The sequence below is a fragment of the Streptomyces sp. NBC_01190 genome, from assembly GCF_045039895.1.
Taxonomy (GTDB): Bacteria; Actinomycetota; Actinomycetes; order Streptomycetales; family Streptomycetaceae; genus Actinacidiphila.
The window spans coordinates 5,048,875-5,071,048 of the sequence record NZ_CP108580.1 but is presented as its reverse complement, the minus strand read 5'-3'; the positions used below and the strand labels follow the sequence as shown (position 1 = coordinate 5,071,048).

Below are 22,174 nucleotides of genomic sequence, written 5' to 3'. Positions count from 1 at the left end.
CTACTTGTTGATCTTGGTGACCTGACCCGCGCCCACCGTCCGGCCACCCTCACGGATGGCGAACTTCAGACCCTCTTCCATGGCGATCGGCTGAATGAGCTGAACCGACATCGCCGTGTTGTCGCCCGGCATGACCATCTCGGTGCCCTCGGGGAGGGTCACCACGCCGGTCACGTCCGTGGTACGGAAGTAGAACTGCGGACGGTAGTTGTTGAAGAACGGCGTGTGACGGCCGCCCTCGTCCTTGGACAGGATGTACGCCTGCGCCTCGAACTCGGTGTGCGGGGTGACCGAACCCGGCTTGATGATGACCTGGCCGCGCTCGACGTCCTCGCGCTTGATACCGCGAAGCAGCAGACCGACGTTCTCACCGGCCTGGCCCTCGTCGAGCAGCTTGCGGAACATCTCGATGCCGGTGACCGTGGTGGTGGTCTTGCCTTCCTTGATGCCGATGATGTCAACAGTCTCGTTGACCTTCAGCACACCACGCTCGATACGGCCGGTGACGACCGTGCCACGACCGGTGATCGTGAAGACGTCCTCGATCGGCATCAGGAACGGCTTGTCGACGTCGCGGTCCGGGGTCGGGATCGCCTCGTCGACGGCCGCCATGAGGCCGAGCAGCTTCTCGCCCCACTCCTTGTCGCCCTCGAGCGCCTTGAGAGCGGAGACCCGCACGACCGGAAGGTCGTCGCCCGGGAACTCGTACTCGGAGAGGAGTTCACGCACCTCGAGCTCGACGAGCTCCAGGATCTCCTCGTCGTCCACCATGTCGGCCTTGTTCAGGGCGACCACGATGTAGGGGACGCCGACCTGGCGGGCCAGGAGCACGTGCTCCTTGGTCTGCGGCATCGGGCCGTCGGTCGCGGCGACCACCAGGATCGCGCCGTCCATCTGGGCGGCACCGGTGATCATGTTCTTGATGTAGTCCGCGTGACCGGGGCAGTCGACGTGGGCGTAGTGACGCGACTCGGTCTGGTACTCGACGTGCGCGATGGAGATGGTGATACCGCGCTGGCGCTCCTCAGGAGCCTTGTCGATCTGGTCGAAGGCCGAGGCCTCGTTCAGGTCCGGGTACGCGTCGTGCAGCACCTTGGTAATCGCCGCGGTAAGCGTGGTCTTACCGTGGTCGATGTGACCGATGGTGCCGATGTTGACGTGCGGCTTAGTCCGCTCGAACTTCGCCTTCGCCACTGGGGTCCTCCTGGGAGTGGATCTGTACGCCTTGCTTCATCGGCGCCAGGTGATCTTTGCTGGAATGCCGACCGCCGGGGCATTCCGCCGTTGTCCGTCGGGATGATCCTCGCGGATCGCCCCACCGTATTGCGACGGAATGCCCAGATAGCCTGCTGTCAAGCCTAAACGAGGTACTACTCGCCCTTGGCCTTCGCGATGATCTCCTCGGCGACGTTCCGCGGAACCTCGGCGTAGGAGTCGAACTGCATGGAGTAGCTGGCCCGGCCTGAGGTCTTCGACCGCAGGTCACCGACGTAGCCGAACATCTCCGACAGCGGAACCAGGCCCTTGACGACCCGGGCACCGCTGCGTTCGTCCATGGCCAGGATCTGGCCACGGCGGGAGTTGAGGTCGCCGATGACGTCGCCCATGTAGTCCTCGGGCGTGGTGACCTCGACGGCCATCATCGGTTCGAGGAGCACGGGGCTCGCCTTGCGAGCGCCCTCCTTGAACGCCTGCGAGCCGGCGATCTTGAACGCCAGTTCGGAGGAGTCCACCTCGTGGTAACCGCCGTCGAGCAGGGTGACGCGGACGCCCACCATCTCGTAGCCGGCCAGGATGCCGAACTTCATGGCCTCCTGGGCGCCCGCGTCCACCGAGGGGATGTACTCCCTGGGGATACGGCCACCGGTGACCTTGTTGACGAACTCGTAGGTGGCGTCGCCGCCTTCGAGCGGTTCGAGCATGATCTGCACCTTGGCGAACTGACCGGTACCACCGGTCTGCTTCTTGTGGGTGTAGTCAATGCGCTCGACCGTCTTACGGATGGTCTCGCGGTACGCGACCTGCGGCTTGCCGACGTTGGCCTCGACCTTGAACTCGCGCCGCATCCGGTCGACCAGCACCTCAAGGTGCAGTTCGCCCATGCCGCCGATGATCGTCTGGCCGGTCTCCTCGTCGGAGTGCACCTGGAAGGACGGGTCCTCCTCGGCGAGCCGCTGGATGGCGACACCGAGCTTCTCCTGGTCGCCCTTGGACTTGGGCTCGATGGCGACCTGGATGACCGGCGCCGGGAAGTCCATGGACTCCAGGATCACCGGCTGCTTGTCGTCGCTCAGCGTCTCACCGGTGGTGGTCTGCTTCAGGCCCATGACGGCGACGATGTCGCCGGCGCCCACCGACTCGATCTCCTCACGCTTGTTCGCGTGCATGCGGTAGATCTTGCCGATGCGCTCCTTCTTGCCCTTCACCGAGTTCAGCACGGCCGAACCCGCCTCAAGGCGACCGGAGTAGATCCGGATGAAGGTGAGCTTGCCCAGGTGCGGGTCGCTCATGATCTTGAACGCGAGAGCGGACAGCGGCTCGTCGTCCGACGGCCGGCGCTTGATGATCTCCTCCGCGTTGTTGACCGCGTGGCCTTCGACGGCCTCGACGTCAACCGGGGAGGGGAGGTAGCGCACGACCGCGTCGAGCAGCGGCTGGACACCCTTGTTCTTGAACGCGCTGCCGCAGAAGACCGGGGTGACGGTGGTGCCGCCGCCCTTGCCGGAGTGGATGGTGATACGGCGGACCGCGTCGTAGAGCTGCTCCTCGGTGGGCTCGGTGCCCTCCAGGTACAGCTCCATCATCGCGTCGTCGTTCTCCGCGACGGCTTCCAGCAGCTTGCCGCGCCACTCCTCGGCCGCTTCGGTGTGCGTGGCCGGGATGTCGACGACGTCGTACATCTCGCCCTTGGTCGCCTCGGCGGACCACACCAGGGCCTTCATGGTGACGAGGTCGATGACGCCCTTGAAGTCGGCCTCGGCACCGATCGGGAGCTGCATCACGATCGGGGTGGCGCCGAGGCGGTCCACGATCATGTCGACACAGCGGTGGAACTCGGCGCCGGTGCGGTCGAGCTTGTTGACGAAGCAGATACGGGGCACGCCGTAGCGGTCGGCCTGCCGCCAGACCGTCTCGGACTGCGGTTCCACACCGGCGACGCCGTCGAACACCGTGACCGCGCCGTCGAGGACGCGGAGCGAACGCTCCACCTCGACGGTGAAGTCGACGTGGCCCGGGGTGTCGATGATGTTGATGGTGTGGTCGACATCCTCGAGCGGCCAGTGACAGGTGGTCGCGGCGGACGTGATCGTGATGCCGCGCTCCTGCTCCTGCTCCATCCAGTCCATGGTGGCAGCGCCGTCGTGGACTTCACCGATCTTGTACGAAACGCCGGTGTAGAACAGGATCCGCTCGGTGGTCGTCGTCTTGCCCGCGTCGATGTGGGCCATGATCCCAATGTTGCGGACCCTGGCCAGGTCAAGCGAAGTGGTGGCCATAGTGGCTCAGTCTTCTCTCGGTCTCGATGTGGGTGGTGACTACCAGCGGTAGTGCGCGAAGGCCTTGTTGGACTCGGCCATCTTGTGCGTGTCCTCGCGGCGCTTCACCGAAGCACCCAGGCCATTGCTGGCGTCGAGGATCTCGTTCATCAGGCGCTCGGTCATGGTCTTCTCGCGACGAGCGCGGGAGTACCCGACCATCCAGCGGAGCGCCAGCGTGTTCTGTCGGCCCGGACGGACCTCGACCGGCACCTGGTAGGTCGCGCCGCCGACGCGGCGGGACTTGACCTCAAGGGTCGGCTTGATGTTCTCCAGCGCGCGCTTCAGCGTGATGACCGGGTCGGCGCCGGCCTTCTCACGGACACCTTCGAGGGCGCCGTACACAATGCGTTCGGCGGTGGAGCGCTTGCCGTGCAGCAGGATCTTGTTGACCAACGACGTCACCAGAGGGGAGCCGTAAACCGGGTCGATGATGACCGGGCGCTTCGGGGCGGGGCCCTTACGAGGCATTCTTACTTCTCCTTCTTGGCGCCGTAGCGGCTGCGCGCCTGCTTACGGTTCTTGACGCCCTGCGTGTCGAGAGAGCCACGGATGATCTTGTAACGAACACCCGGCAGGTCCTTCACACGACCGCCGCGCACGAGCACGATCGAGTGCTCCTGCAGGTTGTGGCCCTCACCCGGGATGTAAGCGGTGACCTCGATGCCGCTGGTCAAACGCACACGCGCGACCTTGCGGAGCGCCGAGTTCGGCTTCTTCGGGGTGGTCGTGTAGACGCGCGTGCAGACGCCACGACGCTGGGGGGAACCCTTGAGCGCGGGCGTCTTGTTCTTCTCGACCTTGTCCTGCCGGCCCTTCCGGACCAGCTGCTGGATCGTAGGCACCGTTTCTCCGGTTTCTGTGTGCCGATCTCGATACATCTAACCTGGGGTACCGACCCACGCGGTCGGGTGTGTCGCGCACCCCGCACATATCCGAGCCAACGGAGAAGTGCGTTTGGCGGGTGTCGCGGCCGCGGTGTCCCCACGCGGTCGCATGGCACGCGCAAGAACCCGGGCACACCCCAGGCACAAGATGAGAGCGTACCTACCGCATCCCCTGCGGTCAAAACAAATGCATACGGCCCCAATGGCCCGGCGTCTCACCCACCGAACGTCCGGTGCCCTCGCAGGAGCCCGCCGACCCGCCGTCCGGCCGTCTCAGGCCACCTCAGGCCGCCTCACAGCGTCCCCTGGCCGTCTCAGCGCCCGTCCGGCCGCCGCTAATTCCCGATGGCCCCCGTGATGAGGCCCACTACCAGCAGGGCCAGGGTGAGGTAGCCGATGATGAGGCCGGCGGTGGCCATAGCGTCGCCGCGGTCGCCGGTGTGGCGGATCTCGCGTTTGGCGGTGTGGCCGAGGACGACCGCGGCGATGGGGCCGGCGCCGCACAGTGGCCAGCCGACCAGGGCCAGGACCAGAGAGGCGATGGCCTTGCCGTTGGTCCGCTGCGAGAGTGGGACGAAGAGAACCGGCGGCAGCGGGGCCACCCTGGGGCGCGGGATGTCCGCGGTCAGGTGGTCGAGCTCGGCGTACGTACGCGCCTGGTACGCCCGGCCGATCCGCTCCTCGTACTCCTCAGGGCTCAACCGTCCCTCGGCGAAGGCGTCCTTCAGGACGTTCGCCGCACGATCCCGATCCGCGTCACCGGCCAGCATGTGTTCAGCATGCCGCAAACCGGCCCAGATCATGCGCCGAATCCCGGATGTGACACGGGCGCCCCGCCTTTCGCGTGGCGGGCCCCGCGGCGGGGCCACCACGCGAAGGGCGGCCGCCCCGGGAAAGTCCCGGGACGGCCGCCCCATTCACCGCACTACCGCTTCACATCCGACCGTCAGCCGTTGTACGGGCCGTAGTCGTAGTCCTCCAGCGGGACCGCCTGGCCGGAGCCGGTGCCGAAGGGGCTGTAGTCGATGTCGTCGTAGCCGACGGCCGAGTACATCGCGGCCTTGGCCTCCTCGGTCGGCTCCACCCGGATGTTGCGGTAGCGGGACAGGCCCGTACCGGCCGGGATCAGCTTGCCGATGATGACGTTCTCCTTCAGGCCCAGCAGCGAGTCGGACTTGGCGTGGATCGCCGCGTCCGTCAGCACCCGGGTGGTCTCCTGGAAGGAGGCCGCCGACAGCCACGACTCGGTGGCCAGCGACGCCTTGGTGATACCCATGAGCTGCGGACGGCCGGAGGCGGGGTGACCGCCCTCGGTGACCACCCGGCGGTTCTCCTGCTCGAACCGGCCGCGCTCGACCAGCTCACCGGGCAGCAGCTCGGCGTCACCCGACTCGATGATCGTCACCCGGCGCAGCATCTGCCGGATGATGATCTCGATGTGCTTGTCGTGGATCGACACACCCTGCGAGTTGTAGACCTTCTGCACTTCCTGCACCAGGTGGATCTGCACCTGACGCTGGCCGAGGATCCGCAGCACGTCGTGCGGGTTGGTCGCGCCGTAGGTGAGCTTCTGCCCGACCTCGACGTGATCTCCCTCGCCGACCTGGAGCTTGACGCGCTTGGAGATCGGGTAGGCGATCTCCTCGGCGCCGTCGTCCGGGGTGACCACGATCTTCTTGGTCTTCTCGGTCTCCTCGATCCGGACCCGGCCGGCCGCCTCGGAGATCGGGGCGACACCCTTCGGGACCCGGGCCTCGAAGAGCTCGACCACACGCGGCAGACCCTGCGTGATGTCGTCACCGGCCACACCACCGGTGTGGAAGGTACGCATGGTGAGCTGAGTGCCGGGCTCACCGATCGACTGGGCCGCGATGATGCCGACGGCCTCGCCGATGTCGACCAGCTTGCCGGTGGCCAGCGAGCGGCCGTAGCAGTAGGCACAGGTGCCCACCGCCGACTCGCAGGTGAGGATCGAGCGGGTCTTGACCTCCTCGACCCCCAGCCGCACGAGCTGGTCGATCAGCACGTCGCCGAGGTCGACGTTGGCGGGCGCGACGACCTTGCCGTCCACCACCACGTCCTCGGCGAGCATCCGCGCGTACACGCTGGTCTCGACGTCGTCGGTCTTGCGCAGCGTGCCGTCCTGGCCACGCTCGGCGATCCGCAGCTTCAGACCGCGCTCGGTGCCGCAGTCCTCCTCACGGATGATGACGTCCTGCGAGACGTCCACCAGACGACGGGTCAGGTAACCCGAGTCGGCGGTACGCAGCGCGGTGTCGGCCAGACCCTTTCGGGCGCCGTGGGTGGAGATGAAGTACTCCAGCACGGACAGGCCCTCACGGAAGGACGCCTTGATCGGACGCGGGATGGTCTCGTTCTTGGCGTTCGAGACCAGACCGCGCATACCGGCGATCTGCCGCATCTGCATCATGTTTCCGCGGGCGCCCGAGTCGACCATCATGAAGATCGGGTTGGTCCGCGGGAAGTTGGCGTTCATCGCCACCGCGACCTCGTTGGTCGCCTTGGTCCAGATCTGGATCAGCTCGTCCGACCGCTCCTGCTTGGTGATCAGACCGCGCTCGTACTGCTTCTGGACCTTCTCGTCCTGCGCCTCGTAGGAGGCGATGATCGCCTTCTTGGCCTCGGGCACGACGATGTCGGTCACGGCCACCGTGACACCGGACCGGGTGGCCCAGTGGAAGCCCGCCGCCTTCAGGTTGTCGAGCGTCGCCGCCACGATCACCTTCGGGTAGCGCTCGGCGAGGTCGTTGACGATCTCGGAGAGCTGCTTCTTGCCGACCGGCTGGTCCACGAACGGGTAGTCCTCGGGCAGCAGCTCGTTGAAGATCGCGCGGCCCAGCGTGGTGCGCAGCCGGAAGGAGTCGCCGAGCTGGTACGGCCTGGCGTCCGCACTGTCGGCCTCGCCCTCGGCGGGCTCCGGCGGCGTCCAGCCACGCGGCGGGACGGTGCCCACCGGGAAGCGGATGTCGACCGGGGACTGCATCGACAGCTCCCGGTTGTCGAAGGCCATGATCGCCTCGGCGGTGGAGCCGAACGCCCGGCCCACTCCGATGACCTCGCGCTCCTCGGAGTCCGTGGTCAGGAAGAAGAGGCCGAGCACCATGTCCTGGGTGGGCATGGTGACCGGACGGCCGTCGGCCGGCTTCAGGATGTTGTTCGAGGACAGCATCAGGATGCGGGCCTCGGCCTGCGCCTCCGCGGACAGCGGCAGGTGCACGGCCATCTGGTCGCCGTCGAAGTCCGCGTTGAACGCGGTGCAGACGAGCGGGTGGATCTGGATGGCCTTGCCCTCGACGAGCTGCGGCTCGAAGGCCTGGATGCCGAGGCGGTGCAGGGTCGGTGCCCGGTTGAGCAGCACCGGGTGCTCCGCGATGACCTCTTCCAGCACGTCGTACACGACCGTACGGCCGCGCTCGACCATCCGCTTGGCCGACTTGATGTTCTGCGCGTGGTTCAGGTCGACCAGGCGCTTCATCACGAACGGCTTGAAGAGTTCGAGCGCCATCGCCTTGGGCAGCCCGCACTGATGCAGCTTGAGCTGCGGGCCGACGACGATCACCGAACGGGCGGAGTAGTCGACGCGCTTGCCGAGCAGGTTCTGCCGGAAGCGGCCCTGCTTGCCCTTGAGCATGTCGGAGAGCGACTTCAGCGGACGGTTGCCGGGGCCCGTGACCGGGCGGCCGCGACGGCCGTTGTCGAAGAGCGCGTCGACGGCCTCCTGGAGCATCCGCTTCTCGTTGTTCACGATGATCTCGGGCGCGCCGAGGTCGAGCAGTCGCTTCAGGCGGTTGTTGCGGTTGATCACCCGGCGGTACAGGTCGTTCAGGTCGGAGGTGGCGAAGCGGCCACCGTCGAGCTGGACCATCGGACGCAGGTCCGGCGGGATCACCGGGACGCAGTCCAGCACCATGCCACCGGGCTTGTTGGTGGTCTGCAGGAACGCGGAGACGACCTTGAGGCGCTTGAGCGCGCGGGTCTTCTTCTGGCCCTTGCCGGTGCGGATGATCTCGCGGAGGCGCTCGGCCTCCTCGTCCAGGTCGAACGACTCAAGACGCTTCTGGAGCGCCGCGGCGCCCATCGAGCCCTGGAAGTACGTACCGAAGCGGTCGCGCAGCTCGCGGTAGAGCAGCTCGTCGCCCTCCAGGTCCTGGACCTTGAGGTTCTTGAAGCGCGCCCACACCTCGTCGAGGCGGTCCAGCTCGCGCTGGGCACGGTCGCGGAGCTGCTTCATCTCGCGCTCGGCACCTTCGCGCACCTTGCGGCGCACATCGGCCTTGGCACCCTCGTTCTCCAGCTCGGCGAGGTCGGCTTCCAGCTTCTTCTGGCGGCCTTCCACGTCGGCGTCACGGCGCTGCTCGACCTGCTGGCGCTCGACGGAGACCTGGGCCTCCAGCGACGGCAGGTCGCGGGTGCGGCGCTCCTCGTCGACCCACGTGATCATGTACGCCGCGAAGTAGATGACCTTCTCCAGGTCCTTCGGGGCGAGGTCGAGCAGGTAGCCGAGGCGCGACGGGACGCCCTTGAAATACCAGATGTGGGTGACGGGGGCGGCCAGCTCGATGTGGCCCATCCGCTCACGGCGCACCTTGGCGCGAGTGACCTCGACGCCGCAGCGCTCGCAGATGATGCCCTTGAAGCGGACACGCTTGTACTTACCGCAGTAGCACTCCCAGTCCCGGGTGGGGCCGAAGATCTTCTCGCAGAAGAGCCCGTCCTTTTCCGGCTTGAGGGTGCGGTAGTTGATGGTCTCGGGCTTCTTGACCTCGCCGTGCGACCAGGTCCGGATGTCGTCCGCGGTGGCCAGGCCGATCCGCAGCTCGTCGAAGAAGTTGACGTCGAGCACTGTGTCGTCAATCCCTCTCAGGGTTGATTCTCAAAATGGTCTGAACGGGTCCGGGAGCGCTGCCGGGCCGATGGCCCGGCAGCAACCCGTCAGACCTCTTCGACGCTGCTCGGCTCGCGCCGGGACAGGTCGATACCGAGCTCCTCCGCCGCGCGGAACACGTCCTCGTCGGTGTCCCGCATCTCGATGGACATACCGTCCGAGGACAGCACCTCCACGTTGAGGCAGAGCGACTGCATCTCCTTGATGAGCACCTTGAAGGACTCGGGGATGCCGGGCTCGGGGATGTTCTCGCCCTTGACGATGGCCTCGTAGACCTTCACGCGGCCGAGAACGTCGTCGGACTTGATGGTCAGCAGCTCCTGGAGGGCGTACGCGGCGCCATAAGCCTCCAGCGCCCACACCTCCATCTCGCCGAAGCGCTGTCCGCCGAACTGCGCCTTACCACCCAGCGGCTGCTGGGTGATCATCGAGTACGGACCGGTGGACCTGGCGTGCAGCTTGTCGTCCACCAGGTGGTGCAGCTTCAGGATGTACATGTACCCGACCGAGATCGGCTCCGGGAACGGCTCGCCGGAGCGGCCGTCGTACATCCGGGCCTTGCCGGACGGCAGCACCATCCGGTCGCCGTCCCGGTTGGGGACCGTCGCCTCGAAGAGGCCGGCGATCTCGTCCTCCCGGGCACCGTCGAAGACCGGGGTCGCGACGTTGGTGTTCGGCTCGACGTGGCCGGCGCCGATGGCGTCCAGCCGGCGGGCCCACTCGTCACCGATACCGGAGACGTCCCAGCCCTGCTTGGCGAGCCAGCCGAGGTGGATCTCCAGCACCTGTCCCGGGTTCATCCGGGACGGGACGCCGAGCGGGTTGAGGATGATGTCGACCGGGGTGCCGTCCTCCAGGAACGGCATGTCCTCGACCGGCAGGATCTTGGAGATGACGCCCTTGTTGCCGTGCCGGCCGGCCAGCTTGTCGCCGTCGGTGATCTTCCGCTTCTGCGCCACGTACACGCGCACGAGCTGGTTGACACCGGGCGGCAGCTCGTCGCCCTCCTCGCGGTCGAAGACGCGCACCCCGATGACCTTGCCGGTCTCGCCGTGCGGCACCTTCAGCGAGGTGTCACGGACCTCACGGGCCTTCTCACCGAAGATCGCGCGCAGCAGCCGCTCCTCCGGGGTCAGCTCGGTCTCGCCCTTCGGGGTGACCTTGCCGACCAGGATGTCGCCGGCCACCACGTCGGCGCCGATCCGGATGATGCCGCGCTCGTCGAGGTCGGCCAGCACCTCCTCGGAGACGTTCGGGATGTCCCGGGTGATCTCCTCGGGGCCCAGCTTGGTGTCGCGGGCGTCGACCTCGTGCTCCTCGATGTGGATCGAGGAGAGCACGTCGTCCTGGACGAGGCGCTGCGACAGGATGATCGCGTCCTCGTAGTTGTGTCCTTCCCACGGCATGAACGCGACGAGCAGGTTCTTGCCGAGGGCCATCTCGCCCTCTTCGGTGGACGGACCGTCGGCGAGCACCTGGCCGACCACGACGCGGTCGCCCTCGTTGACCACGGCCTTCTGGTTGAAGGACGTGCCCTGGTTGGAGCGGGAGAACTTGGCGATCCGGTACGTGTTGTACGTGCCGTCGTCGTTGGTGACCGTGACGTAGTCGGCGGAGACCTCCTGGACCACACCGTCCTTGTCCGCCTTGATGACGTCACCGGCGTCGACCGCGCAGCGGTACTCCATGCCGGTGCCGACCAGCGGCGCCTCCGCCTTGATCAGCGGTACGGCCTGGCGCATCATGTTCGATCCCATGAGCGCGCGGTTGGCGTCGTCGTGCTCAAGGAACGGGATCATCGCGGTGGCGACCGACACCATCTGGCGCGGCGAGACGTCCATGTAGTCGACGTCGTCGCCGGGGATGTAGTCGATCTCGCCGCCACGGCGGCGGACCAGCACGCGGGACTCGGCGAACCGCATGTCCTCGGTGAGCGGCGCGTTGGCCTGCGCGATGACGAAGCGGTCCTCCTCGTCCGCGGTCAGGTAGTCGACGTCGTCGGTGACGACGCCCTCGACGACCTTGCGGTACGGGGTCTCGACGAAACCGAACGCGTTGACCCGCCCGTAGGAGGCCAGCGAGCCGATCAGGCCGATGTTCGGGCCTTCCGGGGTCTCGATCGGGCACATCCGGCCGTAGTGGGACGGGTGCACGTCACGGACCTCGAAGCCGGCCCGCTCACGGGACAGACCGCCGGGGCCCAGCGCCGACAGGCGGCGCTTGTGGGTCAGGCCGGAGAGCGGGTTGGTCTGGTCCATGAACTGGGAGAGCTGGCTGGTGCCGAAGAACTCCTTGATGGAGGCGACGACCGGCCGGATGTTGATCAGGGTCTGCGGCGTGATCGCCTCGACGTCCTGGGTCGTCATCCGCTCGCGGACCACGCGCTCCATCCGGGCCAGGCCGGTACGGACCTGGTTCTGGATGAGCTCGCCGACGTTGCGCAGGCGGCGGTTGCCGAAGTGGTCGATGTCGTCGACCTCGACCACGATCTGCGAGCCGTTGTCACCCGCGGTCTCGGTCTCACCGGCGTGCAGCTTCACCAGGTACTTGATGGTGGCGATGATGTCGTCGGTGGTGAGCACGCCGGCGTCCAGCGGGGCTTCGCCGCCGAGCTTCTTGTTCACCTTGTAGCGGCCGACCTTGGCGAGGTCGTAGCGCTTGGGGTTGAAGTAGAGGTTCTCCAGCAGGGTCTGGGCGGCCTCCTTGGTCGGCGGCTCGCCCGGACGCAGCTTGCGGTAGATGTCGAGCAGCGCGTCGTCCTGGCCCTGGGTGTGGTCCTTCTCCAGGGTGGCGCGCATCGACTCGTACTCGCCGAACTCCTCCAGGATCTGCTCGGTGCTCCAGCCGAGCGCCTTGAGCAGCACGGTGACCGACTGCTTGCGCTTGCGGTCGATGCGGACACCGACCATGTCGCGCTTGTCGATCTCCATCTCCAGCCAGGCACCCCGGGACGGGATGATCTTGGCGGAGAAGATGTCCTTGTCGGACGTCTTGTCGATCTGGCTGTCGAAGTAGACACCAGGGGAGCGGACGAGCTGCGAGACGACGACACGCTCGGTGCCGTTGATGCAGAAGGTGCCCTTGCTGGTCATCAGGGGGAAGTCACCCATGAAGACCGTCTGGGACTTGATCTCGCCGGTTTCGTTGTTGGTGAACTCGGCCGTGACGAAGAGCGGGGCGCCGTAGGTGAAGTCGCGCTCCTTGCACTCGTCCAGCGAGTTCTTCGGCGGCTCGAAGCGGTGGTCACGGAACGTGAGCGACATCGACCCGGAGAAGTCCTCGATCGGCGAGATCTCCTCGAAGATCTCCTCCAGACCGGACTTCCTGGGGACATCCTGCCCACTGTCAAGGGCCGCCTCGACCCGGGCCTTCCACGCGGCGTTCCCGAGCAGCCAGTCAAAGCTCTCGGTCTGGAGCGCGAGGAGGTTCGGAACTTCGAGCGGTTCACGGATCTTCGCGAAAGAGATGCGCAGCGGTGCGGTGCTGGCGCCGTTGTTCGAATTGGTAGTCGAGGCGTTGCGCGAGGCGGCCAAGAGGGGGTCCTTCCGAGGGCTCGGACTCACTACGCGCGTACCGGTCCACCCCTGAGCCGAAGAGAAATCCCTGATGACGGGGTCCTTCAGTGGTCCTCAGATACGGGCATGCCCCTGGTGACGGGCCAGGTAGCAGCTAACAGGCAGCGCAAAGGGACAGTGTAGCCACTCGGCTCACTGATGTCCAGAGCTGTGATTCGGAGTACCGAATCGTCGCCCCCTTGCCCATCTCGCGGGGGTCCGGCCCTCGGAGCCCGGACCCACTATCCGTCACGCTGCATTGCCATGCATTCCCGCTTCCGCGCCGATCCATGCATCCGACCCGGATCCAACCAGATCCAATCGGGTCCCGGTCGGGTCCCAGTCGGATCCCAGCCGGATCCCAGCCGGATACCGCTGTATCGCCGCCGGGCCGGCGTTCGGATCCGGTGGTGGACCGGATCGAGCACGGCCCGGGGCCGGTCGGACGCACGCACGGCGCGTCCTGAGAATTGCGCGATGCGTGCCATCCGTCAAGGCCCCAGCCTCGCGTAGATCGAAAACGGCCGAGGGCGGCCACCCTTTCGGGTGGCCGCCCTCGGCAGGTGGAGCAGGTGTTACTTGACCTCGACGGAGGCGCCGGCGGCCGCGAGGGACTCCCTGGCCTTCTCCGCGGCTTCCTTGGTCGCCTTCTCCAGGACGGGCTTCGGGGCGCCGTCCACGAGGTCCTTGGCTTCCTTCAGACCCAGCGAGGTCAGCTCACGCACGACCTTGATGACCTGGATCTTCTTCTCGCCCGCGCCGGTGAGGATGACGTCGAACTCGTCCTGCTCCTCGACGGCCTCGGCGGCGGCGGCCGGACCGGCCGGACCGGCAGCGGCGACCGGGGCGGCGGCGGTGACGTCGAACTTCTCCTCGAAGGCCTTCACGAACTCGGAGAGCTCGATGAGGGTGAGGTTCTCGAACTGCTCGAGCAGCTCGGCCTGGCTGAGCTTCGCCATGATGGCGGTCCTTCCACTAATTCGGCTGGTGCCGGATGTACATGTCGGCGGGCGTACTCGGTGCCCGCTGGACTACCGGGTAAGTGATTACTCGGCGGCCTCGGCGGGAGCCGGCGTACCGGCACCGCCCTGCTCGTCCTCGATCTTGGCCCGAAGCGCCTCCGCGGTGCGGACGAACTTCGAGGGAAGCGCCTGGAAGAGCGCGGCAGCCTGGGACTGCTTGGCCTTCATGGCGCCCGCCAGCTTGGCGAGCAGAACCTCGCGGGACTCGAGGTCCGCGAGCTTCTTGATCTCGTCGGCGGACAGCGCCTTGCCGTCAAGGACACCGCCCTTGATGACGAGAGCGGGATTGTCCTTGGCGAAGTCACGCAGACTCTTCGCCGCCTCGACCGGGTCACCGGTGACGAAGGCGACGGCCGACGGACCCGCGAACAGGTCGTCGAGCGTGCTGATCCCGGCCTCGTTGGCCGCGATCTTGGTCAGCGTGTTCTTCACCACGGCGTAACTGACGTTCTCACCGAGTGAACGGCGCAGCGTCTTGAGCTGCGCCACGGTGAGACCGCGGTACTCGGTCAGCATCGCGGCGTTCGAGGAGCGGAACTTGTCCGTCAACTCGGCAACCGCGGCAGCCTTGTCGGGCCTCGCCATGAGTCTCGGCCTCCTTCCGGGTGATTGCGGACCGCCCAGCAGGCGAAGGAGGGAACCCGGGTGACGTACAAACACGGACGCCCCATGCGCGGGCGCACGGGGCGGAACTCGACGGAAGCATGTTCGCGCTTCCGGAGATCGTTCTCGATGACACCTGCGCGGGCCGTCCGCATCCAGCGGATCCTTCGGCCACCCCACCCCTCGCGGGGCACGGCGACAACCAGCGGTCTATGGCTTCTCCGGGATCGTACGGGACCGGCCCCCCACCGGGCAAATCGCCTCCGGCGAGGGGTTCCCTGCCCTCGGCGGAGGCCTCCGCCGGGCTCCTCCGCCGGCCCGGGCGGCGTGAGCCGGGCGGGTGGACGGGCCGAGCCCGCCCCCTGTGGATATCGGGGGCGGGCTCGGCACGGACTAGGCACGGCGTTCCGCGCGGGCGCGGAGCGGCGGGATCAGACAGCCGCCGGGTCTTCCTCGACCAGGAGGTTGCGGGTGCGGTTGGGGTCGACCTGGATGCCGGGGCCCATCGTGGTGGAGACCGCGGCCTTCTTCACGTAGCGGCCCTTGGCGGCGGACGGCTTCAGACGCAGGATCTCGTCCAGCGCGGCCGCGTAGTTCTCCACGAGCTGGGCGTCGTCGAAGGACACCTTGCCGATGATGAAGTGCAGGTTCGAGTGCTTGTCGACGCGGAACTCGATCTTGCCGCCCTTGATCTCGGTGACCGCCTTCGCCACGTCGGGCGTCACGGTGCCGGTCTTCGGGTTCGGCATCAGGCCACGGGGGCCGAGCACACGGCCGAGGCGGCCGACCTTGCCCATCAGGTCCGGGGTGGCGACGACGGCGTCGAAGTCCAGCCGGCCCTTCGCCACCTCGTCGATCAGTTCGTCGGAGCCGACGATGTCGGCGCCCGCGGCTTCCGCGGCCGCAGCACGGTCACCGGTCGCGAAGACCAGGACCCGGGCGGTCTTGCCGGTGCCGTGCGGAAGGTTGACGGTGCCGCGGACCATCTGGTCGGCCTTGCGCGGGTCGACACCCAGGCGGAAGGCGACCTCGACGGTCGAGTCGAACTTGGTGGTGGCGGTCTCCTTGGCGATCCGGACGGCCTCCAGGGGCCCGTACAGGCGCTCCTGGTCGATCTTGGCGTCCGCAGCGCGGAGAGACTTGCTGCGCTTGCTCACTTGCTGCTCCTACGTAGGTATGGGAGTCGTGGTGCGGGCCGAGCAGGCCCTACCACAGGTGATCTGGTTTGGGCTCAGCCCTCGACCGTGATGCCCATCGAACGGGCCGTACCCGCGATGATCTTCTCCGCGGCCGCGAGGTCGTTCGCGTTCAGGTCGGGCAGCTTGGTGGTGGCGATGTCCCGCACCTGGTCGCGCGTGAGCTTGGCGACCTTCTTGACGTGCGGCTCGCCGGAGCCCTTGTCCACGCCCGCGGCCTTCAGGATCAGCTTGGCGGCCGGCGGCGTCTTGGTGATGAAGGTGAAGCTACGGTCGTCGTAGACCGTGATCTCCACCGGGATCACCATGCCGCGCTGCGACTCGGTGGCCGCGTTGTACGCCTTGCAGAACTCCATGATGTTCACGCCGTGCTGGCCCAGCGCGGGGCCGACCGGCGGAGCGGGGTTGGCCGCGCCGGCGTTGATCTGGAGCTTGATCAGCCCCGTGACCTTCTTCTTCTTGGGAGGCATTTGCTCTCTCCGGGTCCTGTTGAGAGTGTTCCTGCCTGCGAGCAGGCATACCGCACAACAATAGCGGGTACCCACTACCGACCCGAAACCCCCAGGTCAAGCTGTTGCCCAGCTCGGAGGGGACGATGAACCTCGGCAGGACATCCCCCTACCGGCTGACCCCCAACCTGCTCAGCATCGGCTTCGGCACCACTGGCGTGGCCCAGGCGTGGGCCCTGGCAGAGGAGACCGTGGACGCGCCGTCCTGGCCGGCCGATGTGCTGTGGATCACCGCCGCCGTCTTCTGGGTGGTGATCACGGTCTCCTACCTCGGCAACGTCATCGCCCAGGGCCGGCTCGGCGCCCAGATGCCCGATCCCATCATGGGCCCCTTCACCTCGGTGCTGCTGATCGTGCCGATGCTGCTGGGCATCGCGCTCGAACCGCACGCCTCCACCGCGGGCAGGACGATCTTCGCGATCAGCCTGGTGCTGACGATCCTGCTCGGCGCGTGGCTGACCGGCCTCTGGATCCGGGCCGACATCGATCTCGTGCAGTGGCACCCGGGCTACTTCCTGCCGACCGTCGCGGGCGGCTTCATCGCCTCGGCGGGCAGCGCCACCCTCGGCTGGACCACGCTGGGCCGCCTCATGCTCGGTTACGGCCTGGTCTGCTGGTTCGTCCTCGGCTCGATCATGCTGCTCCGGCTGTTCACCCAGCCGATGCTGCCGCCGCCGCTGCTGCCGACCATCGCGATCGAAGTGGCACCGCCGGTGGTGGGGGGCAACGCGTGGTTCGCGCTCAACCACGGCCGGCTGGACATCGTGGCCGCCTTGTTCGGCGGTTACGCCGCCTTGATGGTGCTGGTCCAGTTCGCACTGATCCCCGTGTACCGGAAGGCCCCCTTCGGCCCGGCCTACTGGGCGTTCGCCTTCTCTTACGCGGCGGTGTTCACCGACGCCGTCCGCTGGCTCGACATCGAGCACGTCGATGCCCAGGAGTCGCTGACGTATCTGCTGCTGTCCATCGCCACGGCGGCGCTCCTCGCCCTCCTGACCCGCACCGTCCTGGGCCTCGCCCGGGGCACCTTCCTCCCCCGAGCACCCTCCCCCACCCACTGACGAGTCGGCCCCCAGGTCCTCGCTCAGCCGGGTGCCGCGCTGTCCCCGCGAGGATGACCATGGACCGGTACAGCCAGACGCGGTCCGCACCGTATTCGCCTGGCCCTACCGTTCGGCTCACGCCCGAGGCGGCACAGATGTTCCGGCAGCTCGAAAAGCCACGCCCGGCGATTGCTCACCGCAGCGGAGTGCTACCGACAGTAAGCACCTTGACGGCGATGCGTTCGCCGTCGATCTGGTACATCGCGCGGTAGTCGCCGACGCGCAGGCGCCGGTTGTTCGTGCCACCGAGCTTGCTGCTTTCCGGCGGCTCCGGGTTGGTGGCCAGGTTGTTGATCGCCTGGACTAACGGGCGCACCGCCTCGCCATCACGCTGCCGGAGACGTTTGAGCGTTTCCGTCGCGGAGGATTCCCAGATGATCGTGTACCTCACTGGGCCTCCGCGGAGAGATGGAAGCCGAGGATGTCCTCGACCTCGGCCGTGGACAGGGTCGGGCCACCGCTCGCGCTGATACGGAGCGAGACCGCGAGGTCGGCGAACTCGAGGGCGGCTTCGCGGGAGTCCTCGTCGTGGGTGGCGTCGACGACCGCCTGGGTCCACCACTGGTCCAGGAAGACCTCGAAGGAGATGCCCTGCGACAGAGCGGCGAGGTCCGCGTGGAAGGCGTCACGGTGACGGGCGAGCAGCGCGTCGCGGACGCCGGCGACCGTGCGGGGAATGCCGGGGTCGCGATAGCCGAGCGCTTCCTGCGCCTGCTCGACCGCCAGCGGCCAGGGGTCCTTGCCCACCATCTCGTCCTCCTGCTCATCGGCGGCGGTGCCGCTATCTTCCTACGGCGCGACGAACCCGGGCGGCATCCCGGCTGAGCCGTCCGGCGGCCCGCGCCCGGGCTTTTTGGGGGCGGGCCGGGTGAAGGGGCGGGGGGAGGTCAGGTGGGGAAGTGGCCCTGGCGGATGGCGGTGACGAAGGTGGTGAAGGACTCCGTCGGGAACAGCAGGGCGGGGCCGGTCTTGTCCTTTGAGTCCCGGATGGCGACCCGACCCGAGGCGGTGAGGTCGGCGACCTCGACGCAGTTGGTTGCGTTTTCCTGGCTGTAGGACGACTTGAACCACGCAGCCTCAGGCGCGATCTCGGGTGCCATGCGGTGCCTCATGTCAGTTCTCCTGCTAGTCGGTGCACAAAGGTAGGGGTCTCGCCGGGAGCCAGAGCCCCGGCCCGCAGGGCGTCGAACCTACGGTTGAACGCCCAGATCGTGGTGTCCTTGTCACTGACGTTCGACCCGTCGGGCATGTCGATCTGGACGACCGTGAGCTGCGGAGCGTCAAACTCCAGCAGGGTGAAGTTGCTGCTGGACCGGTACGTCGCACTGGACAGCGGTAGGACCTGGACCGTCACGTTGTCGAGCTTCGACAGCCGGATGATCTCTTCGTACTGCTCGAGCATCACGTCCGGGCCGCCAATGACCCGTCGCAGCGCCGCCTCATCCATAACGGCCCACAGCTTGAGCCTGCTGTCCTTGCGGGTGAGGTTCTCCTTGCGCTCCATCCGAACCTGGATGTTGCGCTCGATGAACTCGGTGGTGCTCTCTTCGACCGGCTTGGCAGCCTGAAACATTTCACGCACGTAGCGCTCGGTTTGCATCAGACCGAACACGACGTTGGGTTGCCACACCCGGACCGCGCGAGCTCCGCTCTCCAGCCCGACGTACATCCCCATCCCCGATGGCATCGTGCTGCGGTAGTGCGACCACCAGCCCCGGTTCAGGGAGTCTCGATGGATCTCGGCGAGGAAGTCGATGTCCCCGTCGTCGGTCACGCCGTACCGGTCAAGCAGTATGCGCAGGTCAGAAGCTGCTTTCAGTCCCGTAAGGCCGTTCTCGACGCGGTAGAGCTTGGAGATCGAGAAGGCCAACCCGTCGACCGCCTCAGCGAGGGTGAACCCCGCCTTCTCTCGTAACCGGCGCAGCTCGCCGCCGAGTTGCATTCGCCGAACGGTGGGTCCGGTCGGTGCCGCCATGAGTCTGCCTCCCCAGGCATCGAGTGTAGGTGTCCGGCGCCTCAGCTCCGAGGGGATAACCAGGAGTCCCCCTCTCAGCGCGGAGAGCCTACGTCGCCACATATGCCAATGCTGCTGACTTTTTCAGATTCTGTTGCATTTAGCCTCCGCGCACTACCAAGCTAGTACATGACGTCACCCCCTGTCACGGGTGGTGAAACTCGCAGGTCCGCACGTGCGTGCGACCCCGCCCTGCCAGAGGTGCACGCATGATCACCACGCCCCCCACCCCCAGCCCCACCGGTCGCCCCGCGTACTTCCAGGCGATGCCGTGCGCCGCACCCAGCGCGGGTGAGGCGCGGCGCCTCGTGCGTACGGCCGTGGCCGCATGGGGGCTGGACGTGCTTACCGACGAAGCCGAGTTGGTGGTTTCCGAGCTGGTGGGGAACGCCGTACGGCACACCCGGTGTCGGCTGATCCACGTCTCGGTCGCGCGGCCCGCGCAGGGCACCGTGCGGGTGGCGGTCGCCGACACCTCGTACGTGAAGCCGGTGGTGGTCGAGGCGGGGGCCGAGGGGACCTGTGGGCGCGGGCTGTTGCTGGTCGCCGCCGTGGCCGCCCGCTGGGGGACCGAACCGCTGCCGTGGGGCAAGCGGGTCTGGGCCGAGCTGGCGTGGGCGGGTGGCGCGCCGTGATGGGTGACCCGTGCCGTGGGAAATGAACGTACGACGAAGGAGCACCGCCAGTATGTCCGTACAACCGGCCGCGCCCGCTGAGGTGTTGACGTGGGGGCCGAAGAACCTGCCGGTCCCGTACGCCGCCACGTGGAGCGGTGAGACGCCCGGCCTCGGGTCGGGGCTGATCATCCGACCGCAGGGGCTGGGGTATCGGGACGAGACGCCGGCCGACCGCGATCGCAACGGCGTGCTGTGGTCCCGGGTCACCCACTCCCCCGGCGCCGGGCGGCCCGACTATCAGTCCATGCACCCCCAGCGGCAGCGTCGCGCGATGCTGCACAAGCTCTGCCAGGTCTGCGGCGGCCCGGCCGACCGTACCGCGCGGGGCTGGCTCTTCCTCCTCCCGGGACCCGGACCCGACTCCGGACCTGAGGCCGGACCCGACGCCGGACCCAAATCCGGGCCCGAAGACGCGGACCTGCCACCCGACCGGACCGGCTGGACCGACGACCTCCGCACCACCAAACCCCCGATCTGCCGCCCCTGCGCCGCCCTCGCCCTACGCCACTGCCCCCACCTCACCGCGCCCCTCTTCGTCCGCTCCCGCAAGCCCCGCGCCTGGGGCGTCTACGGCGACCTCTTCACCCCCACCGGCCAACTCGCCCCGGCCGACTCGGGCAACTACCTGCCGTACGGACACCCGGCAGCCCCTTGGTTCCTCGCCTCCCAGAGTGTCGTGGAACTCGGCCGCTGCACGCCCGTCACCCTGGAAGCGGGCTGACCCCGGCCCCTCGATAAGGAGACCCGCATGCCCAGCAAGCCGCTCAGCGCCGCCGAACTCGACCAGGCACTCACCGAACTCCCCGACTGGACGGTGAGCGACGGCGCCCTCACCGCCACCTTCACCGCCGACCGCGCCGACATCCCCGCCCTCTACGCGGCCGTCGCCACCGCCGAGGACACCGCCGACCACCACGCCGACATCCGCATCCTCTACGGCACGATCAGCTTCGCCCTCACCACCCACGACGCCGGCGGCGCGATCACCGCCAAGGACACCGCCCTGGCCACCCGCGTCACCGACCTGGCCGCCGCCCACCACGCCCAGCCGAGCCCGGCGTAAAGACAAAGCACCGGGATCACCGGGATCACGTGGTCAGCAGCACTCCCCCGTACGACACCCCCGCCACCACGACCCACGACGCCAGGCCCAGCAGCGCCACCCGCCCGCCCGACTTACCGACCATCGCCCGCAGGTTCACCGCGGTGCCGAGGCCGAAGAGCGCGGTGGCCAGCACCAGTTGCTGCACCCGGTCGGCGGAGGCCAGTACGCCCGCGCCGAGCAGTCCGGTACCGCGCAGCGCGATCATCGCCAGGAAGCCCACCACGAACAGGGGCAGCACCGGAGGCCGTCTGCCGCTCACCACGGGCCGCTCGCGCCGGGAGCGGCGGACGGCGATCCCGATGCCCGCGGTGAGCGGCGCCAGCAGGACCACCCGCATCAGCTTGACCAGCACCGCCTCGCGCAGCGCGACCGGTCCCGCGGCCTGGGCGGTGGCGACCACCTGGCCGACGTCGTGGACGCTGGCCCCGGCCCAGCGGCCGAACTGCACCGGGTCGAGCCCGAGCGGCGCGTGCAGCAGCGGCAGCACCACGATCGCCAGCGTGCCGCAGAGCGTGACCAGGGCGACCGAGCCGGCGATGTCCTCCTCCTCGCTCGCCGTCACCTGGCTGACCGCGCCGATCGCGGAGGCGCCGCAGATCGAGTAGCCGGTGGCCACCAGCAGCGGCAGGTCGCCGGGCAGGCCCATCCGCCGGCCGAGCCAGTACGTGCCGGCGAAGGTGGCCGCGACCACCGCGAGCACCATCCCCACCGTGGCCCAGCCGAGCCCGGCGACGTCGGAGAGGCTGAGCTTGAGGCCGAGCAGGACCACGCCCACCCGCATCAGCCGTTTACCCGCCACCGCGAGCCCCGCCTTGGCCACGCCCCGCAGAAGCTGCCGGGTGCCGGGCAGGTGGGCGGCGGCGATGCCGAGCAGCACCGAGGCGGTGAGCATCGGCACGGCGGGCAGCAGCCGGTGCACGCAGGTCGCCAGCAGTACGCCGATCACCGCGACGACCAGGCCGGGCAGGGCGCCGGGCGAGTGCAGCGACCCGGAGCCGAGCGGCACATACGGCCGGACCCGGGGGCTGGTCACCGCCATCAGCCGCGCCCGCCTTCGAGGCG

Annotated in this window: 20 protein-coding genes; 4 read left to right on the top strand and 16 right to left on the bottom strand. The window is 67.9% G+C overall.

All coding sequences use genetic code 11. From position 1 onward, the window contains the following. From tuf to rplK, 11 genes are all read right to left on the bottom strand, one after another. Entirely contained in the window at window positions 1–1,194 is a 1,194-nt protein-coding gene (gene tuf, locus OG519_RS21250; protein ID WP_405586270.1) for an elongation factor Tu, read from the bottom strand. Between the two features lie 176 nt (window positions 1,195–1,370). Continuing rightward, window positions 1,371–3,497: an elongation factor G gene (gene fusA / locus OG519_RS21245; RefSeq protein ID WP_405586267.1), complete on the bottom strand. Its 2,127-nt coding sequence runs from the start codon at window positions 3,495–3,497 to the stop codon at window positions 1,371–1,373. Window positions 3,498–3,536: 39 nt separating this feature from the next. Beyond that, window positions 3,537–4,007 carry a 30S ribosomal protein S7 gene (rpsG, locus tag OG519_RS21240; protein ID WP_073492360.1) on the bottom strand — a complete coding sequence of 157 codons (471 nt, stop codon included), beginning with the start codon at window positions 4,005–4,007 and terminating at the stop codon, window positions 3,537–3,539. A 2-nt stretch (window positions 4,008–4,009) separates the two neighbouring features. Then, window positions 4,010–4,381 carry a 30S ribosomal protein S12 gene (gene rpsL, locus OG519_RS21235; protein ID WP_014144289.1) on the bottom strand — a complete coding sequence of 124 codons (372 nt, stop codon included), beginning with the start codon at window positions 4,379–4,381 and terminating at the stop codon, window positions 4,010–4,012. A gap of 377 nt (window positions 4,382–4,758) precedes the next feature. Further along, window positions 4,759–5,193, bottom strand: coding sequence for a DUF1707 and DUF4190 domain-containing protein (locus tag OG519_RS21230; protein ID WP_405586263.1), 435 nt, complete (start codon window positions 5,191–5,193; stop codon window positions 4,759–4,761). 176 nt (window positions 5,194–5,369) lie between these two features. Beyond that, window positions 5,370–9,287: a DNA-directed RNA polymerase subunit beta' gene (locus tag OG519_RS21225; protein WP_405586260.1), complete on the bottom strand. Its 3,918-nt coding sequence runs from the start codon at window positions 9,285–9,287 to the stop codon at window positions 5,370–5,372. Between the two features lie 89 nt (window positions 9,288–9,376). Then, window positions 9,377–12,862 carry a DNA-directed RNA polymerase subunit beta gene (rpoB, locus tag OG519_RS21220; RefSeq protein WP_405586257.1) on the bottom strand — a complete coding sequence of 1,162 codons (3,486 nt, stop codon included), beginning with the start codon at window positions 12,860–12,862 and terminating at the stop codon, window positions 9,377–9,379. A 596-nt stretch (window positions 12,863–13,458) separates the two neighbouring features. Continuing rightward, complete coding sequence (gene rplL, locus OG519_RS21215; RefSeq protein ID WP_405586254.1) at window positions 13,459–13,842, bottom strand: 50S ribosomal protein L7/L12; 384 nt, start codon at window positions 13,840–13,842, stop codon at window positions 13,459–13,461. Window positions 13,843–13,929: 87 nt separating this feature from the next. Further along, window positions 13,930–14,490: a 50S ribosomal protein L10 gene (rplJ, locus tag OG519_RS21210; RefSeq protein ID WP_405586252.1), complete on the bottom strand. Its 561-nt coding sequence runs from the start codon at window positions 14,488–14,490 to the stop codon at window positions 13,930–13,932. Window positions 14,491–14,939: 449 nt separating this feature from the next. After that, window positions 14,940–15,665: a 50S ribosomal protein L1 gene (gene rplA / locus OG519_RS21205; RefSeq protein ID WP_405586250.1), complete on the bottom strand. Its 726-nt coding sequence runs from the start codon at window positions 15,663–15,665 to the stop codon at window positions 14,940–14,942. A gap of 74 nt (window positions 15,666–15,739) precedes the next feature. Next, entirely contained in the window at window positions 15,740–16,174 is a 435-nt protein-coding gene (gene rplK, locus OG519_RS21200; RefSeq protein WP_405586248.1) for a 50S ribosomal protein L11, read from the bottom strand. Between the two features lie 104 nt (window positions 16,175–16,278). Here rplK and OG519_RS21195 point away from each other — a divergent pair, with 104 nt between their 5' ends. Next, window positions 16,279–17,274 carry a TDT family transporter gene (locus OG519_RS21195; RefSeq protein WP_405586246.1) on the top strand — a complete coding sequence of 332 codons (996 nt, stop codon included), beginning with the start codon at window positions 16,279–16,281 and terminating at the stop codon, window positions 17,272–17,274. A gap of 175 nt (window positions 17,275–17,449) precedes the next feature. Here OG519_RS21195 and OG519_RS21190 read toward each other — a convergent pair whose 3' ends face one another. From OG519_RS21190 to OG519_RS21175, 4 genes are all read right to left on the bottom strand, one after another. Continuing rightward, window positions 17,450–17,707, bottom strand: coding sequence for a type II toxin-antitoxin system RelE/ParE family toxin (locus OG519_RS21190; RefSeq protein WP_405586244.1), 258 nt, complete (start codon window positions 17,705–17,707; stop codon window positions 17,450–17,452). Continuing rightward, a complete protein-coding gene (locus OG519_RS21185) occupies window positions 17,704–18,066 on the bottom strand; it encodes a hypothetical protein (RefSeq protein WP_405586242.1) in 363 nt (120 codons plus the stop codon). Before OG519_RS21185 ends, OG519_RS21190 begins: the two co-directional genes overlap by 4 nt. A 137-nt stretch (window positions 18,067–18,203) precedes the next feature. Beyond that, a complete protein-coding gene (locus tag OG519_RS21180; RefSeq protein ID WP_405586240.1) occupies window positions 18,204–18,428 on the bottom strand; it encodes a DUF397 domain-containing protein in 225 nt (74 codons plus the stop codon). Next, on the bottom strand, window positions 18,425–19,291 hold the full coding sequence (locus OG519_RS21175) for a helix-turn-helix domain-containing protein (protein ID WP_405586238.1): 867 nt from the start codon (window positions 19,289–19,291) through the stop codon (window positions 18,425–18,427). Before OG519_RS21175 ends, OG519_RS21180 begins: the two co-directional genes overlap by 4 nt. Window positions 19,292–19,539: 248 nt before the next feature. On the opposite strand from OG519_RS21175, the gene OG519_RS21170 reads away from it, so the two are divergent. The 3 genes from OG519_RS21170 to OG519_RS21160 are packed head-to-tail and all read left to right on the top strand — an operon-like array spanning window position 19,540 to window position 21,070. After that, window positions 19,540–19,965: an ATP-binding protein gene (locus tag OG519_RS21170; protein ID WP_405586236.1), complete on the top strand. Its 426-nt coding sequence runs from the start codon at window positions 19,540–19,542 to the stop codon at window positions 19,963–19,965. A 52-nt stretch (window positions 19,966–20,017) separates the two neighbouring features. Continuing rightward, window positions 20,018–20,728: a hypothetical protein gene (locus tag OG519_RS21165; protein WP_405586234.1), complete on the top strand. Its 711-nt coding sequence runs from the start codon at window positions 20,018–20,020 to the stop codon at window positions 20,726–20,728. A 27-nt stretch (window positions 20,729–20,755) separates the two neighbouring features. Then, on the top strand, window positions 20,756–21,070 hold the full coding sequence (locus tag OG519_RS21160) for a 4a-hydroxytetrahydrobiopterin dehydratase (RefSeq protein WP_405586233.1): 315 nt from the start codon (window positions 20,756–20,758) through the stop codon (window positions 21,068–21,070). A 25-nt stretch (window positions 21,071–21,095) separates the two neighbouring features. On the opposite strand, the gene OG519_RS21155 is transcribed toward OG519_RS21160, so the two are convergent. Beyond that, window positions 21,096–22,151 carry a YeiH family protein gene (locus OG519_RS21155; protein WP_405586230.1) on the bottom strand — a complete coding sequence of 352 codons (1,056 nt, stop codon included), beginning with the start codon at window positions 22,149–22,151 and terminating at the stop codon, window positions 21,096–21,098. Window positions 22,152–22,174: the final 23 nt, after the last annotated feature.